Raw genomic sequence first — 15,072 nt, 5'->3', positions numbered from 1 at the left:
GCCTTGCCTATTCGCCCGTCGTTCGAAATAACGCCTCCGCCAATGCGGTTCGGCGTCGCGACACCGCAAGCGCCGCCGTGGTCAAGGTTTCGCCGCGCGCGTGTTCTCCCAGGTTTGCTGTGTCGCGAACCCGGTAATGTTCCTGCCAGGAAGCGATTGCACCCCTGGTAACCGAGCGAGTCCGACGCGCCCACTCGCTGGTGTTTTCGCTCGGCCGTCCATCCGGCCCATATGTGGACAGGCCACAGGCACGCCAGGATCATTAGGCGCGGATAGACGGGTTTGAAGGGTGACGGAATGAGGATTCCGGGTGTAGCCAGCGTCGTCGCTGGCGTGACCGGCGGAGCCGCGCAGGTGGTGCGGGCCGGCGTCTCCACGGCGGCCGGCGCCGCGGGCGCGGTGCAGATGTTCGCCAGCCCGGTGATGGAGCTGGCCGGCCCGGTGGTGACCTCGGTGGCCCACACGACGGGGCGGGCGATCGGCATCGGCTCCCCGTCCGGCGGCTCCCCCGACGCCGTCGTCCCGCCGGTGCGCTGGCGTAGCGGGCGCCGGGTGCATCTGGACCTGGACCCGCTGCTGCCGTTCCCCAGCTGGCACGAGCACGCGGCGGTGGTGGAGGAACCGGTTCGCCGGATCGCCGGGGTGGCCACCGCCCACGTCGAGGGCGCGCTGGGCCGGCTCGTGGTCGAACTCGACGGCGACGCCGACGCCGATCACGTCCTCGACGAGGTCCGGGAAACGGTTTGCGCCGTGGCCGCCGATCTCGCTTTCACCGGGCCCAAGGCGGTGAGCCGCACCGCGCCGTTCGCCGACCCGGGTAACCCGCTGGCGATTCTGGTCCCGTTCACCGCGGCGGCGATGGACGTCGCGGCGATCGGGGCCGCGGTGACCGGCTGGCTGGGCCGCCTGCCCGTCGCGCCGCGCAGCGCGCGCGCCGCGGCCGCCCTGCTCAATCACCAGCCGCGGGTGGTGGCCGTCCTGGAGTCGCGGCTGGGCCGCGTCGGCACCGACATCGCGCTCAGCGCCTCGACGGCGTTGGCCAACGGGCTCACCCAGGCGGTGGGCACACCGATGTTGGACCTGGCGCAACGCAGCCTGCAGATCTCGGAGGCCTCGGCCCATCGTCAGCGATGGCGGGAGCGGGAGCCGCAGCTGGCCTCGCCCGATCGGCCACAGGCGCCGGTGGTGCCCGTCATCTCGTCGGCCGGGCCCAGCTCGCAGGCCCCGCGGCACAACTGGGCCGCGGCCGCCGCCGGCGAGGTATCCCACGTCATGGTCGGTGGCGCGATCGACGCCGCCATCGACACCGCGAAGGGTTCCATGGCCGGGCCGGTCGAGGAGTACGCCGACCAGGCCGCGAACGCGTCGCTGATCGCCGCGGCCGGCGCGCTGCTGGCCGGCGGCGGCACCGAAGACGCGGCCGGGGCGCTGCTGGCCGGCGTGCCGCGGGCCGCGCATACCGGCCGCCAGACCTTCGCCGCCGTGCTGGGGCGCGGGCTGGCCAACGCCGGACAACTGATCCTGGACCCCGGCGCCCTGCGCCGGCTGGACCGGGTCAAGGTGGTCGTCATCGACGGGGCGGCGCTGCGCGGCGACAACCGCGCGGTGCTTCAGGCACGCGGGGACATCCCCGGTTGGGATGAGGACCGCGTCTACGAGGTCGCCGACGCGCTGCTGCACGGTGAAGAGGCGCCCGACCCCGACCCAGACGAATTACCCGCCACCGGAGCCCGCCTGCGATGGCTTCGGGCCCAGGAGCCGTCGGCGACGCCCGCCCAGGGCCTCGAGCACGCCGACCTCATCGTCGACGGTGAACGCGTCGGCGGCGTCGATGTGGGGTGGGAGGTCGACCCGTTCGCGATCCCGCTGTTGCAGACCGCCCACCGGACCGGGGCGCGGGTGGTGTTGCGCCACGTCGCCGGCACCGAGGACCTGACGGCCAGCGTCGCCGTCAGCCATCCGGCGGGCACGCCGCTGCTGCAGTTGGTCCGCGATCTGCGGACCGACCGGGGGCCGGTCTTGCTGATCACCGCCGTGCACCGGGACTTCGCGTCCACCGACACGTTGGCGGCGCTCGCCGTCGCCGACGTCGGCGTGGCGCTCGACGATCCACAGGCCGCGACGCCGTGGACCGCCGACATCATCACCGGCACCGACCTCGCCGCGGCGGTTCGGATCCTCTCGACGCTGCCGGTGGCCCGGGAGGCCACGGAATCGTCGGTTCGCCTCGCCAAGGGCGGCAGCACGCTGGCCGGCTTGTTGCTGGTCACCGGCGAGCCCGGCACCACCAACCCGTTGGCCGTACAGCGCTGGCTCAATCCCGTCAACGCGGCCGCCGCGGCCGCGTTGGTGTCGGGTGTCTTCTCGGCCACCCGGGCGCTGCGGTTGCCGGATCCCACGCCGCAGCCGCTGACCGCCTGGCACGCCCTGGACCCCGAAATCGTCTACTCGCGGCTGGCCAGCCGGACGCGGCCGCTGGCCGTCGAGCCCGGCGAGGCGCCCTGGCGTCAGGTCCTCGACGACCTCTCCTACAACCCGCTCGTCGCGCCGCTGCGGGGCCCGGCCACCCGGGTGGGGCGGCTGCTGTCCGCGACGCGGGCCGAGCTGGCCGATCCGCTCACACCGATCCTGGCGGTGGGCGCGGCAGCCTCGGCGATCGTCGGCAGCAACGTCGACGCGCTGTTGGTCGCGGGCGTGATGACGGCCAACGCGATCGCGGGCGGGGTGCAGCGGCTGCGGGCCGAGGCGGCGGTCGCCGAGCTGTTCGCCGAGCAGGACCGGCATGCGCGGCGCGTCGTGCTGCCGACCGTTGCGACGGCGCGCCGCCGGCTCGAGGCGGCCCGTTCCACCGAACGAACGGTGACCGTGAGCGCCAAATCGCTGCGCCCGGGCGACATCATCGACCTGGCCGCCCCCGAGGTGGTGCCCGCGGATGCCCGCCTCCTGGTGGCCGACGACCTGGAGGTCGACGAGTCCTTCCTCACCGGTGAGTCGCTGCCGGTGGACAAGCAGGTCGATCCCGTCGCCGTCGCGGACTCCGACCGGGCCAGCATGCTTTTCGAGGGCAGCACCATCGTCGCCGGCCGCGCCCGGGCGATCGTGGTCGCAACCGGCGCCGGCACCGCCGCGCAACGGGCGATGTCGGCGATCGCCGACGTCGAATCGGCCGCCGGGGTGCAGGCGCGACTGCGGGAACTGACCAGCAAGGTGCTCCCGCTGACGCTTGCCGGCGGCGCGGCGGTGACCGGATTGGCCCTGGCGCACCAGGGTTCGCTGCGCCAGGCGGTCGCCGACGGTGTCGCGATCGCGGTGGCCGCCGTCCCGGAGGGCCTCCCGCTGGTGGCCACCCTGGCCCAGCTCGCCGCCGCCCAGCGGCTGTCGCGGCGCGGCGTGCTGGTCCGCACCCCGCGCGCCGTCGAGGCGCTGGGCCGGGTCGAGACAGTGTGTTTCGACAAGACCGGCACTCTCACCGAGAACCGCCTGCGCCTCGTGCGGGTGGTGCCACTGGAGACCAGCGCGGACGGCCCGTTCCCGGATCCGAGCGATCCGGGCGCCGCCGACGTGCTGCGCATCGCCGCGCGCGCGTGCACCCAGCCGCACAACGGGCAGGGGCATGCGCACGCCACCGACGAGGCCATCCTGACCGCCGCCAGTTCCCTTGACGGTCAGGGCGATTCGGAGTGGACCGTGCTCGCGGAGGTGCCCTTCGAGTCCAGTCGCGGCTACTCCGCCTCGATCGTCGCCGCGACCGGGCAGACGGCGGAGCCGATGCTGAAGGTCAAGGGTGCCCCCGAGGAGATCCTGCCGCGGTGCGGGTTCGCCGATCGGGACGGCGACCGAGACCGTGCCGAGTCTTTGGTATCGGCGCTCGCCGGGCAGGGCCTGCGGGTGCTGGCGGTGGCGCGGCGCCGGTGGGACCGGGGAACCGCCGAGGAGGACACGGACGCGGACAACGTCGACGCGGCCGCGCACGACCTGGAGCTGGTCGGCTTTGTCGGATTGGCGGACACCGCCCGCCCGTCGGCGCGGCCACTGATCGAGGCGCTGGTGGAAGCCGGGCGCAGGGTCGTGCTGATCACGGGCGACCACCCGATCACCGCGCGGGCGATCGCGCGTCAACTGGGGCTGCCGGCGGATGCGCGCGAGGCCACCGGGGCCGAACTGGCCGCCCTCGATGAGGACGCCCGCGCCAGGCTCGCCGCGGACGTGCAGGTCTTCGCGCGCGTCAGCCCCGAGCAAAAGGTGCAGATCGTCGCCGCGCTGCAGCGCAGCGGGCAGGCGGTCGCGATGGTCGGCGACGGGGCCAACGACGCCGCCGCGATCCGCATGGCCGACGTCGGCATCGGCGTCAGCGGCCGGGGTTCGTCGGCCGCCCGCGGGGCTGCCGACATCGTCTTGACCGACAACGACCTCGGCGTCCTGCTCGACGCGCTGGTCGAGGGCCGCGGCATGTGGGGCGGCGTGCGGGACGCGGTCAGCATCCTGGTCGGCGGCAACGTGGGTGAGGTGCTCTTCACGATCATCGGGACCGCGTTGGGCACCGGCCGCGCGCCGGTGGGCACGCGCCAACTGCTGCTGGTGAACCTGCTCACCGACATGTTTCCCGCGCTCGCGGTCGCCGTCACCCCCCAGTACCCGCAGCCGGAAGAGGACGAGGACGACTCCGACCGCGACGCCGAGGAGATGCAGCGGGCCTTCCAGTTGGCGGCGCTGTCGGAACCCTCGCCGTCGCTTGACGCGCCGCTCATGCGCCAGATCGTCACCCGGGGTGCCGTCACCGCGGCCGGCGCGACGGCGGCCTGGGCCATCGGGCGCTGGACGCCGGGCACCGAACGCCGCACAGCGACAATGGGTCTCACCGCGCTGGTGAGCACGCAGCTCGCGCAGACCCTGCTGACCCGCCGCCACAGCCCGCTGGTGTTGGCCACCGCCCTGGGCAGCGCGGGTGTGCTGGTCGCGATCGTCCAAACCCCCGGTGTCAGCCAGTTCTTCGGCTGCACACCTTTGGGGCCGGTCGCCTGGTCCGGGGTGATCGGCTCGACGGCGGGCGCCACCGCCGTGTCGGTGCTGGCGCCCAACTGGCTGGCCAACCGGGTCGCCGCGCTGGAGCCCAAAAAGGACTGAGCAATAGCCGCCTCTAGCTCGACAACTCCTTGCGCACCACCTTGCCCGCGGGATTGCGCGGGATGCTGTCGACGATGTTGATGTCTCGCGGCTGCTCGAAGCGGGACACCCTGCCCCTCAAGTAATCCCGCAGCACCTCCGGGTCGAGGCTGCGCCCGGGCTGTGCGACCACGAAGGCCGCCAGCCGATGCCCGAACTGCTCGTCGGGAACGCCGATGACCGCGTTGTCCGCGATGTCGGGGTGTTCGGCGAGCGCGTTCTCGACCGCGCGGGGGTAGACGTTCTCGCCCCCGGAGATGATCATGTCGTCCTCGCGGCCGACGATGTAGAGCCGGCCCGAGTTGTCGAGATAGCCCATGTCGCCCGTGCTGGTCATGGCGCCCACGACCGCCTTGGCTCCGCCGTCCGTGTAGCCCTCACTCGCCAGGTCGCCGCCAACGAAGATGCGGCCGGTGACGCGCGGACCGACAGGCCGGTCGTTCTTGTCGAAGATGCGCACCGGGCAGCCGGCGACGGGTTTTCCGACCGTTTCGGGGGCCTCCCGCAGGTCGGCCGGCGTGGCCAGCGCGCCGATGCCGACTTCGGTTGACCCGTAGCCGTTGTAGAGAATGTCACCATAGGCATCCATGAACCGCTGCCCGAGGTTGGGATCGAGCCGGTCCCCGCTGGACAGCACCACCCGCAGGTAGGGCAACGGGTTTCGCGCCCGCACCCGTTGCGGCAGGTCCAGGATGCGCGCGAGCACGACCGGCACCGCGGTGAAGGCGTCGGCGCGATGCAGCGATGCCTGCGCGAGCGCGGCTTCGGCGTCGAAGTGGCGATTCGTCAGGACGGTCCCGCCGAGGGCGACGGTCAGCATCAGCATGCCCAGCCCTAAACCGTGAAACATCGGCATTGCCACCGAGATCCGCGACCCGGTCCGCAACCCGGTGCGATCGAGGATCGTCACCCAGACGCCCACCGCCGAACGCAGCTGGGGTGTGCGTGGCACCCCTTTGGGCTTGCCCGTCGTACCCGACGTCAGCAGGACGATCCGGCCGGGCGTCGCCACGTTGGGTCTCGAATTGCGCCCGCCTTCGTCGCGCGCACCGACCGGCCCCGGGTCGACGAGCGCGACCGATTGATCGGCGGCGCGCACCCGGTCCGCGAACTCGTCGTCGGCGACCATCGTCGTGATCCGGTGCGCGCTCAGCGCGGCGGCCAACGCATCAGTGCGGAAATCCGTATTGACGAGCACGACGTCGGCGCCGATCAGCGCGGCGGCGAAGAAGCCCTCGACGAATCCCCGTCCGTTGCGGCACATCACCCCGATGGCGTGACCGGAACCGGCTCCGGCGCCGGACAACGCGCGGGCCAGGGATTCCGTTTCCGAGCGCAGCTCGCGGTAGGTGAGGGCGCCGTCGTCGTCGACGATTGCGGCGCGGTCGGGCCAGCGGGCCGCGGTGACCGCCAACAGTGTGTAGGGGTTGGTGCCGCCGCGGCGTGCCTCGCGAATGAGCCGGAACCCGGCCACCGGGGAAGGCGGACTGAGCAGTCGGGAGCGCACCAGCGCGCGCAGCGCGGTGACGACCACGCCGTCCGTCATGGTCGGGCCTCTTGCGCTTCTGCGTCGGCGAAGAAGCGCCGGTGCCACAACCGCGCCGCGCGATCGGCGGGCCCGGCCAGCAGCACCGACGCCAGCTCCGCCGGCCACACCCAGGGCGGTTCGTTGGTGCGGGGCCGCTCGATCACCGCCTTGGCGATCGCGTCGGCGGCCTCGTCCGGGGACAGGCCGGGAAGCCGGCCCAGGATCGGTGTGGGGGCGATCATCCGGGTCCGCACCAGCGCGAAGTAGACCGCCGTGACGTCCACCCCGTCGGCGTGCAATTCCGGTGCCACGCTGCGCAGCCAGCGGTCGAAGGCGCCCTTGGAGGCCTGGTAGGCGCCCCATTGGGGGCCGGGCACGACGCGCACCCCGACGCTCGACACGTTCACGATGTGCCCGCCGCCGCGCTCGCGCATAGCCGGAAGCAGGCCCAGCAGCAGCCAGATCGGTCCGAGGTAGTTGACGTCAATGGTGCGCTGGAAGTCGTGGGGGCGGTCGTACTGCTGGTGCAGGGAGCGGCGCAACGACTTGCCGGCGTTGCTCACCACGATGTCCACCGCGCCGTGGTCCTCGGTGACCCGCTTCGTCAGCTCGCTGACCGCGGACTCGTCGGTGAGGTCGGTCGGATAGGCGACCGCGCGGCCGCCGCCGGCGTTGATGGCCGCCGCGACGTCCTCGAGCTTTTCCGCCGACCTGGCGACGATCAGCACGGTCGCTCCCGCGGCGGCCATCTTGCGGGCCGTGGCTTCGCCGATTCCGTACGACGCACCAGTCACCAACACGGTCTTGCCGGAAACGGCGCCGCGCAGCCTGTCGGGATCCGCGACCCGCGCCGGATTCGCCAGGCGATCGGTGGCCGCCGCCAAGGTTTTCGCTATCACGTTCACGTTCACTGCCGCATCACTCCGAATTGCGCGCGAGGGGCGGCGCTGGCTTGACCGTATGCCTCGACTCGGACTACCGCTAGCAGACCACACCGAAACACCGGCCCGCGCTGCGGCCCGCGTTCAGCATCTCGAGCGGCCTGTCGCGGATCCGTCGCCGGCGCGCCGCGGCGCGTCCGACGCACGTTTTACGAATCTGAAATAATTCGCTGGAAGATCACTGTTTAGGCAGGCGTTCAGATGGGCACAATTGCGGCATGATCGCACGTCACCTCCCTCGTTTCCTTGGTCCAGCGGTAGTCGCGGGGGCGGGGCTCAGCGCCTCCGTCTTTGCCCCTGCCCTCCCCTTCGCAGTCGCCCAGCCGTGCCCAGACGTGCAGGTGGTGTTCGCCCGCGGTACCGACGAGCCGCCCGGCCTCGGCGCGACCGGGCAGGCGTTCGCCGACACCCTCCGCTCGCGCGTCGGCGCAAGGTCGTTCGACGTCTATCCGGTGAACTATCCCGCCAGCCACGAGTGGGAAACGGGCCTCGACGGCATCCGGGACGCGGGCGCGCACGTCGTTTCCATGGCGCACGACTGCCCCAACACCAAGATGGTGCTCGGCGGCTTCTCGCAGGGCGCGGCCGTGATGGGGTTCGTCACCTCGTCCGCCGTGCCGGATGGGGTCGATCCCGCCACCGTGCCGAAACCCCTGGGTCCCGACGTGGCCAACCACGTCTCCTCGGTGGTGCTCTTCGGTACGCCGAACGTTCGGGCGATGAACTTCCTCAACCAGCCCCCGGTCTCGATCGGTCCGCTGTATCAGGGCAAGACCATCAAGGTGTGCGCCCCCGAGGACCCGGTGTGCTCGGACGGCATGAACTTCGCCGCCCACGACGCCTACGCCGACGACGGGGCGATGATCGACAAGGGCGTTGCCTTCGCGCTGAGCCGTCTTGGCGAGGGCCCCGCCGGCCCGGTGGGCCCCGCGGGGCCGACCACGGTCGTCGCGTCACCGAATGGCGGGGGCTTCGGCAGCTAGGGCCTACCCGCTGACGAACCCCTTGTTGCGCATCAGGAAGTCCGGCAGGAACCCGTCGTGCGGGATTTCGGGTGCCGTGTGGAAGGTCGGGTGGGGTCCGAAGTACACGTTGGCGACGGTCGGTTCGGCGAGCAGGTCGTCGACGAGGCGCTCGTCGCCGGTGATGGCGGTGACCACCAGTGAATGCCGCAGCGGTTCGACCCCCGCGGCGCGCGACCACGGCGCCACCCACACGCACGGAAACGGCAACTCGGTGTTGAGCGGGTCGGTGAGCCGGCCGGAGCCGGGTTCGTCCAGCAGGTGCACCGCCGGCCGCAGCGCCGCGCAGCCGTCGCCGATCGGGGCGACCACCTGGTCGGCGCCCAGCAGCGGCGTGCTCCCGGCGGCCTTGGCGGCCAGGTAGGCCGCCAGCGCCCGCGCCCTGTCGAGGGGCTGGGTGGGCAGGATCGCGCGCTCGTCCTCGCCGGGCAGCGGCTCGATGTCGGCCAACCGCTGCGCGATCGCGCGAGCCAACGGGGCGGGGTCGCCCTCGTAGAGCACCGCGGTGGCGTTGACGCACGCCATCCCGCCCAGGTTGGCGATCGAGTCGACGACGACGTCGACGTGGTCGCGCCAGTCCCGGTCGGCGGTGATGAGGATCTTGGTGCGCCCGGGGCCGTTCACCATCACCGCGGGGTCGTCGGCGTACTTGTCCACCACGTCCTGGCCGCCGTACACCATGGCAACGTCGGCCGAGCGGATGATCTCGTCGGCGCCGCCGTGGTCGGTGGGCAGATACACCGCGTCTTCGGGCCGAAATCCCGCCTGGCGCAGCGCATTTACCAGTCGGTGGCCGGTCAGCGGCTCGCGGCGCGATGGGCGCACCGCCACCCGGTATCCCAGCGCGAGCGCCTGGGGCCACAGGGCGTGCACGCCCGGGCCGTTTCCGGCCGCGTGGACGGCGAACACCTCGCCGCGCCGCGCCCACACCGCACCGCCGCGACGGATGCGCTCGTCGCGCCAGTCGAACGCCGCGCCGGCGGGCCGAGCCGGTCGGACCGCATCGAACGCCGAGGCGACGGCGTCGGCTACGCCACGCGCGCCGGCCCGGGCGACCGCGATCGGCAGCCCGGAAATGCCGCTGGCCAGCCGCACGTACTCCTCGAAGTCGAGGCCGCCGATCACCGCGGAGCCGAAGAGCTCGGCCGCGCCGGCCAGCGCGGCTTCGCGCCGCTCGACGGGCAGCGGCCCGGTCTTCCGCTGCGCGCCGATGGTGCGCGAAACATACAGCGGCGGAACGATACTCAGCTCGGCAACCGCGGCGCCAGCGGTGCTCGTGATGACCTCGCGGTTGCGGGTGCGATACTCGCCGCCCGCACCGAGCGCGTCGATGCGCACCAAATCGGTTGTCGGGAACGGCTGTTGGCTTCCCACGGTCAGTAGACGCCTTCGATCACGGCCTCGCCCTCGAAGGTCGTTACGGGTCGAACCTCGCTGACGGAATCGCTGAGTGGGCCGGCCGGCCCGGGCATCCGGATGGCCAGGTCCCGCTCCAGGTTGTTGGGGATGAACATGCCCTTGCTGATGTGGTTCATCACCACCTGGCCGCGTTGCCCGTACGGCACTTGCTCTCCGGTGTCGGGGTCGACGACCCAGAAGACGACGTATGGTGTCCGCGGGTCGAAGACGAACGAGTCGCCGTCGACGGTTCGGGTGATCGCTTGCGAAAGCACCATGGTGCTGCCGAAGGCCATGGTGATCGTCGTGTCCGGGAAGATGTCGCGCAGCAGGTCGAGCGTGTCGGCGTCCACGTGGGCGCCGCTGAGCAACAGGTAGCGGACCTTGTCGTTGACCAGGTCGACCACCCGGTCGTTTCGGGCGATGGCCTCGAGCAGCGGCGGGGTGGTGTGCAGGTTGGCGACGTTCTGGGTCTGCAGCACGAACACCGCCTGCTCGACGACGTGGTCGATGTAGGCGGCCACCTCGCCGGCCGCCTTGCGGGCCGCGAGTTTCTTCACCCAGCGGGGGTCGATGTCGATCGCATGGAAGACCGCGCCGAGGCGCTCGGACACCAAACGGGAGAAGTAGCCGACGCCGTGCGGCCCGCTCGGCATCAGGCACAAAAAGCCCCGGTCCCGGACAAAGCCGCCCCCGGCAAAGTCCTCGGTTTGCCATTCGACGACCTGCGCGATCCAATCCGGCATCTGCACAGTGCGTTTCGGCGCGCCGGTGGTACCGCCGGATTCGAATATCTGGGGCAGTGGCGGGGGCGATCCGTAGCCGCGCGGAATCAGGTCCTCGACCGGCGCGCCGCGCAATTCGTTGACGAGGTTGGGGAACAAGCGCAGCTCCGCAAAGCTTTTGACGTCGGTCAACGGGTCGAAGTCCAGCGTCCGTGCGGTGCGCAACCAGAACGGGGACCCGGTGTCCGCGCCGAAGTGCCACGCCATGGCGGCACGCAGGTACGCGTCGGGGTCCGCGATCCGAACCGATCGGGGAACGTCCAACAGCGAAAAGTCGCCCATGGCATCGATCCTGTCGTATCCGCGAGCGGCCCGACAACCGCGCCGGGACGGGACGGGCATACGGGCGCTGAACGTTGCCCCATGCCCCGGCGAACTCTTTGTGGCCGGCCGGTTTTCAGCCGTTACGCGACTGGGCGACGGCCGCCACCATCGCCTCGTTCAGGGCGGCAAAGGTGTCCTGATAGACGCCGTCGCGTTCGGCGCAGCGGAACGGCCTGACGCGCTCCACGATGATCTCCTCGGCGTCCGGTTGCGTCTGCAACAGGCTTATCGTCTCGGCGATGTACTCGTCCAACGGCATCGCCCTGGGGTCGCTGGTGTCGAATCCCCGGCCGCGCTGCAGCTCTGTCTGCACGTGCGGCGGGATTATTTCGATCACCTGGACCGCGGTTCCGCGAAGCTGAAAGCGCAGCGACTCGGTGTAGGAATGCAGCGCCGCTTTGGTGGCGCAATACGTCGGCGTCACGGCGCTGGGGACGAAGGCGAGGCCGGACGTGACGTTGAGGATCGCGGCTTGCGGCTTCTTCAGCAGCGACGGCAGCAACGCCGCCGTCAGCCGGATCGGGCCCAGCAGGTTGATGGCGACCGTCAGCTCGGCCACGCTGGGGCCGGTCGTGGTGAGGTTCTCGAAGCGCTGGACGCCGGCGTTGTTGACGACGACGTTGACGTCCCGAAAGTAGTCGGTCAGCTCCGTGGCGAACCGGCGGATGTCGGCGGGATCGCCCTGATCCAGCGACAGCGTCCGAATGCCCGGGTTGGCCTTCGCGACGTCCTGCAGCAGCTCGCGGCGCCGGCCGGCGATGACAACCGTATTGCCGAGGCGGTGAAACGCCTCGGCCAGGCCGCGACCGATTCCGCTGCCGCCTCCGGTTACCAGCACCGTATTGCCCGTCATCTGCATGGCCGCTCCCCTCCTTCGGTTTCGCCTACCCCCTCACTTTCGTGCTTTCGGCGACCGATGGGTAGACCCCAGGGCGGATTGACGCGCAGACCGCGCAATACTGCACGTCACGCGCTCACCACGGATAAGGGAGACCGATGCGCTACATCGCGTTGGAGGAAGCGTTTTTCGTTCCGGAACTGGCCGACCTGCAACCGGCACATCAGCGGCTGATGCAGCTGTTGAAACCCGAATTCGCCGAGCGATACGAACGCCGGCTGTCCGACTTCACCGAATACCGGCTGGCCGAGATGGACGACGCCGGCATCGACGTCCAGGTCCTGTCCCTGACCTCCCCGGGTTTGCAGGTCGACATCGACGCCGAGAAGGCGCGCAGCAACGCCCGGCTCGCCAATGACTACCTGGCGAAAATCATTGCCCAGCATCCCGATCGGTTCCGTGGGTTCGCCGCCTTGCCGCTACAGGACCCGGCCGCCGCCGCGGCGGAGCTGGAGCGCGCCGTCACGCAGGACGGGTTGTGCGGGGGTCTGGTCAACGACTGCATCAGCGGCCCCGGCGGACGCTATTTGGACGCGCCCGAATACGACGAGTTGTGGTCCGCGGTGGAATCCCTTGACCTGCCGCTGTATTTGCACCCGGGCGCGCCACCGGCGGACCACTGGCGGGTCATCGACGGGCGCCCGGAACTGTACGGCGCGACCTGGAGCTGGGCCGCCGAGGTCAGCGGGCATGCGCTGCGGCTGGTGTTCGGTGGCGTGTTCGACCGGCATCCCGACGCGACGCTGATCCTGGGCCACATGGGTGAGTTCCTGCCGTTTCAGCGCAGCCGGCTGGACTCCCGCTACGCCACGATCGCGACAACGGCTCCGCTGCGGCGCGCCCCGTCGGCGTACCTCGGCACCAACGTCGTCTTCACCAACAGCGGGGTGTTCTCTCCGGCGGTGATGCTGGGAGCGGTGCTGGAGGTCGGCGCCGAGGCGGTGATGTTCTCTGTCGACTATCCCTACGAGTCCTCGCGCGAGGCGGTCCAGGGGTTCGAGCGGACGACGCTGTCCGCGCCCGACCGGGCAAAGATCGCGCACGGCAACGCCGAACGGCTGTTGCGCATCGGTTAAGCCGCGCGGTTGTGCAGCTTTCGCGGGTCCACACCCGCGCGGCGCCACGCCGCGGCCGCCCACGGCAGGTAGATGAACGACACGGGGAGCCGATTGATCAGCGGGTTGAGCGCGCGCACCGCGGCGGCGAATCGCTGGAATCGCTTCTCCTTCCTGGCATCCCACTGCAGCTGGCACACCTCGCGCATCTGCGGTGGCAGGGTACCGACGAGCACCAGCCGGGTGTAGGCGTTGAGCGGCGCGGACAAGATCTTCCAGACCGGCCCGGGAATCCAGCGCGGGCCCGGTATCCCCTTGCGGATGTAGCCCGTGCCGTACAGGACGGTCTTGTGCGGGACGAACCGCTCGAGCATCCCGTCCCAGTACGCGACGAACTCGTCGTAGGTCTGCGGCTGGCCGCGGTCGCTGACCCCGTACAGGCCGTACCAGATCTTGCCCTCGTTGAAGATCTGTTCCTTTTCGGCGCGGGACAACCGGCGGATGAACGTGTCGGCCGTGTAGATGACCTGATCGACGAAGGTGGCGTGCGCCCAGTAGAACAATTCCGGATTCAGCGCGTGATACCTCGAGCCGTCGCTGATGGTGCCCTTGATCGGCTTGTGGAAATCGCGGACCTTGCGGCCCCACTCGTGCGGGTCGGCGGAATAGACGGTCTTCATCAGGGGCGGACCGGTTCGTTTGGCCCGTCCCAGCGTGTCGTTGAAGATCACCGAGTGATCGAGCACGCCCTGCGCGAGCTGCTCGATGCAGTTCTCCACGCCGGCGGTGCGCTGAAACCCGAAGAACTGGGTCCGGTGATCCCCGTAGAACTTCCACGTCAACGAGTCGGGCCCGAGCCGCGGCGACGCGTCGGCGATTTCGTCGTCGACCGGCATGGGGACGGCTTCGCGAACACCGGTGTCGAAATCCTGGCCGGCCCGTTGCGCCGTCATCGCATCCTCCTGCCCGACACGCTGAGTATGAAACAGAGAAACAAACACGTATCTTTGTGTCACAGTAACAGGGTCGCGTCAAAATTGCCGGGAGGGTGGTGATTCATGCAGAACCGCAGCGCTGGCGGCAATCTCGCCGAACCGAACGACCTCGACCGCACCATCCTGGACACCGCGCGAACGGTCTTCGAGACCTACGGCGTGCGCCGCGCGAACATCGAAGACGTCGCGGCCCGGGCCGGCGTCAGCCGCAGCACCATCTATCGGCGTTTTCCGACCAAGGACGACCTGTTCGAGCAGGTGGTGCGCAGGGAAGCAGAACTCTTCTTCAGAACGCTCGACCAGGCGACCGCGGGCTGTGACCCAAAACAGGCCGTGATCGAGGCCTTCGCGCTCGGCGTGCGCCTCGTCCAGGATTCGCCCCTGTATTCCCGGATTGCCGAAAGCGAGCCCGAACTGTTGGGGATGTTTTCCCGATCGCGGGCCTTTCCGATCGGCCAGTTCGCCGAGGGGATCGCCCACACCCTGCGGCGGTGCGGGGCCGGGGCATCAGAACCCGACCTGGCCAACATCGCCGACATCCTGCTGCGCGTGGCCCTCGGCATCATCGTGTTCCCCACCGACCGACTCGACACCTCGAACCAAGCGGCGGTGCGGGACTATGCGGCCCGCTACCTGGTCCCGATCATCGGCGCTTAGTCGAGATGGAAGTGCGGCCCGACGTCTTGGGCAGGCCAGGGCAGAACGGGGTTCACGTTGTAACACTCCTCACGAGGCGGGCCTTGAGTCACGACACGGCCGTCATCGATCGTGTCTCCGGGCGCCTCGTGACAGCGCTGCCAGGTTCCGTTGGGCTGGATCGGAAAGTCGCAGTACGACTCGAAAGGGGCGGTGGTCTGACATCCCGCCGATGCCGAGGGCGCCAGCCCAACGCCCACGCTCACGAGTCCACCGACCATTGCCGATGCCGCAAGTCCCGCGATCACGTTTTTCATTTAGTGGACG

The 15,072-nt window shown here is 70.4% G+C and carries 11 protein-coding genes; 4 read left to right on the top strand and 7 right to left on the bottom strand.

Annotation, left to right across the window (positions count from 1 at the left end):
- The first annotated feature begins 297 nt into the window (after nt 1–297).
- Nucleotides 298–5,124: a cation-translocating P-type ATPase gene (locus AC5Y5E_RS09055; protein ID WP_499902665.1), complete on the top strand. Its 4,827-nt coding sequence runs from the start codon at nt 298–300 to the stop codon at nt 5,122–5,124.
- Between the two features lie 13 nt (nt 5,125–5,137).
- Here AC5Y5E_RS09055 and AC5Y5E_RS09050 read toward each other — a convergent pair whose 3' ends face one another.
- Nucleotides 5,138–6,709, bottom strand: coding sequence for an AMP-binding protein (locus AC5Y5E_RS09050; protein ID WP_499902664.1), 1,572 nt, complete (start codon nt 6,707–6,709; stop codon nt 5,138–5,140).
- Entirely contained in the window at nt 6,706–7,596 is an 891-nt protein-coding gene (locus AC5Y5E_RS09045; RefSeq protein ID WP_499903260.1) for an SDR family NAD(P)-dependent oxidoreductase, read from the bottom strand. Before AC5Y5E_RS09045 ends, AC5Y5E_RS09050 begins: the two co-directional genes overlap by 4 nt.
- Before the next feature lie 254 nt (nt 7,597–7,850).
- On the opposite strand from AC5Y5E_RS09045, the gene AC5Y5E_RS09040 reads away from it, so the two are divergent.
- The gene (locus AC5Y5E_RS09040; protein ID WP_499902663.1) at nt 7,851–8,615 is read left to right on the top strand and encodes a cutinase family protein; all 765 of its coding nucleotides are present in this window, start codon (nt 7,851–7,853) and stop codon (nt 8,613–8,615) included.
- Nucleotides 8,616–8,618: 3 nt separating this feature from the next.
- Here AC5Y5E_RS09040 and AC5Y5E_RS09035 read toward each other — a convergent pair whose 3' ends face one another.
- The 3 genes from AC5Y5E_RS09035 to AC5Y5E_RS09025 all read right to left on the bottom strand — a co-directional run bounded on the left by AC5Y5E_RS09035 (nt 8,619) and on the right by AC5Y5E_RS09025 (nt 12,020).
- Nucleotides 8,619–9,995: an aldehyde dehydrogenase family protein gene (locus AC5Y5E_RS09035; RefSeq protein ID WP_499903259.1), complete on the bottom strand. Its 1,377-nt coding sequence runs from the start codon at nt 9,993–9,995 to the stop codon at nt 8,619–8,621.
- A 35-nt stretch (nt 9,996–10,030) separates the two neighbouring features.
- Entirely contained in the window at nt 10,031–11,119 is a 1,089-nt protein-coding gene (locus tag AC5Y5E_RS09030) for a phenazine antibiotic biosynthesis protein (protein ID WP_499902662.1), read from the bottom strand.
- A gap of 115 nt (nt 11,120–11,234) precedes the next feature.
- Nucleotides 11,235–12,020, bottom strand: a complete 786-nt coding sequence (locus AC5Y5E_RS09025) for an SDR family oxidoreductase (protein ID WP_499902661.1) — start codon at nt 12,018–12,020, stop codon at nt 11,235–11,237.
- Nucleotides 12,021–12,157: 137 nt separating this feature from the next.
- On the opposite strand from AC5Y5E_RS09025, the gene AC5Y5E_RS09020 reads away from it, so the two are divergent.
- Nucleotides 12,158–13,135, top strand: a complete 978-nt coding sequence (locus AC5Y5E_RS09020) for an amidohydrolase family protein (RefSeq protein WP_499902660.1) — start codon at nt 12,158–12,160, stop codon at nt 13,133–13,135.
- Here the strand turns inward: AC5Y5E_RS09020 and AC5Y5E_RS09015 are convergent.
- Nucleotides 13,132–14,067 (bottom strand): oxygenase MpaB family protein, encoded by a 936-nt coding sequence (locus tag AC5Y5E_RS09015; RefSeq protein ID WP_499902659.1) that lies wholly within the window; start codon nt 14,065–14,067, stop codon nt 13,132–13,134. The two genes, AC5Y5E_RS09020 and AC5Y5E_RS09015, sit on opposite strands and share 4 nt — an antisense overlap.
- 105 nt (nt 14,068–14,172) lie before the next feature.
- Here AC5Y5E_RS09015 and AC5Y5E_RS09010 point away from each other — a divergent pair, with 105 nt between their 5' ends.
- A complete protein-coding gene (locus tag AC5Y5E_RS09010) occupies nt 14,173–14,766 on the top strand; it encodes a TetR/AcrR family transcriptional regulator (protein WP_499902658.1) in 594 nt (197 codons plus the stop codon).
- Here AC5Y5E_RS09010 and AC5Y5E_RS09005 read toward each other — a convergent pair.
- Nucleotides 14,763–15,026, bottom strand: a complete 264-nt coding sequence (locus AC5Y5E_RS09005; RefSeq protein WP_499903258.1) for a CDGP domain-containing protein — start codon at nt 15,024–15,026, stop codon at nt 14,763–14,765. The two genes, AC5Y5E_RS09010 and AC5Y5E_RS09005, sit on opposite strands and share 4 nt — an antisense overlap.
- Nucleotides 15,027–15,072: the final 46 nt, after the last annotated feature.

The organism is Mycobacterium sp. NGS54 (genome assembly GCF_059812465.1).
Note: the sequence above shows the minus strand (reverse complement) of the source record. Positions and strands in the feature narration are given on the sequence as shown.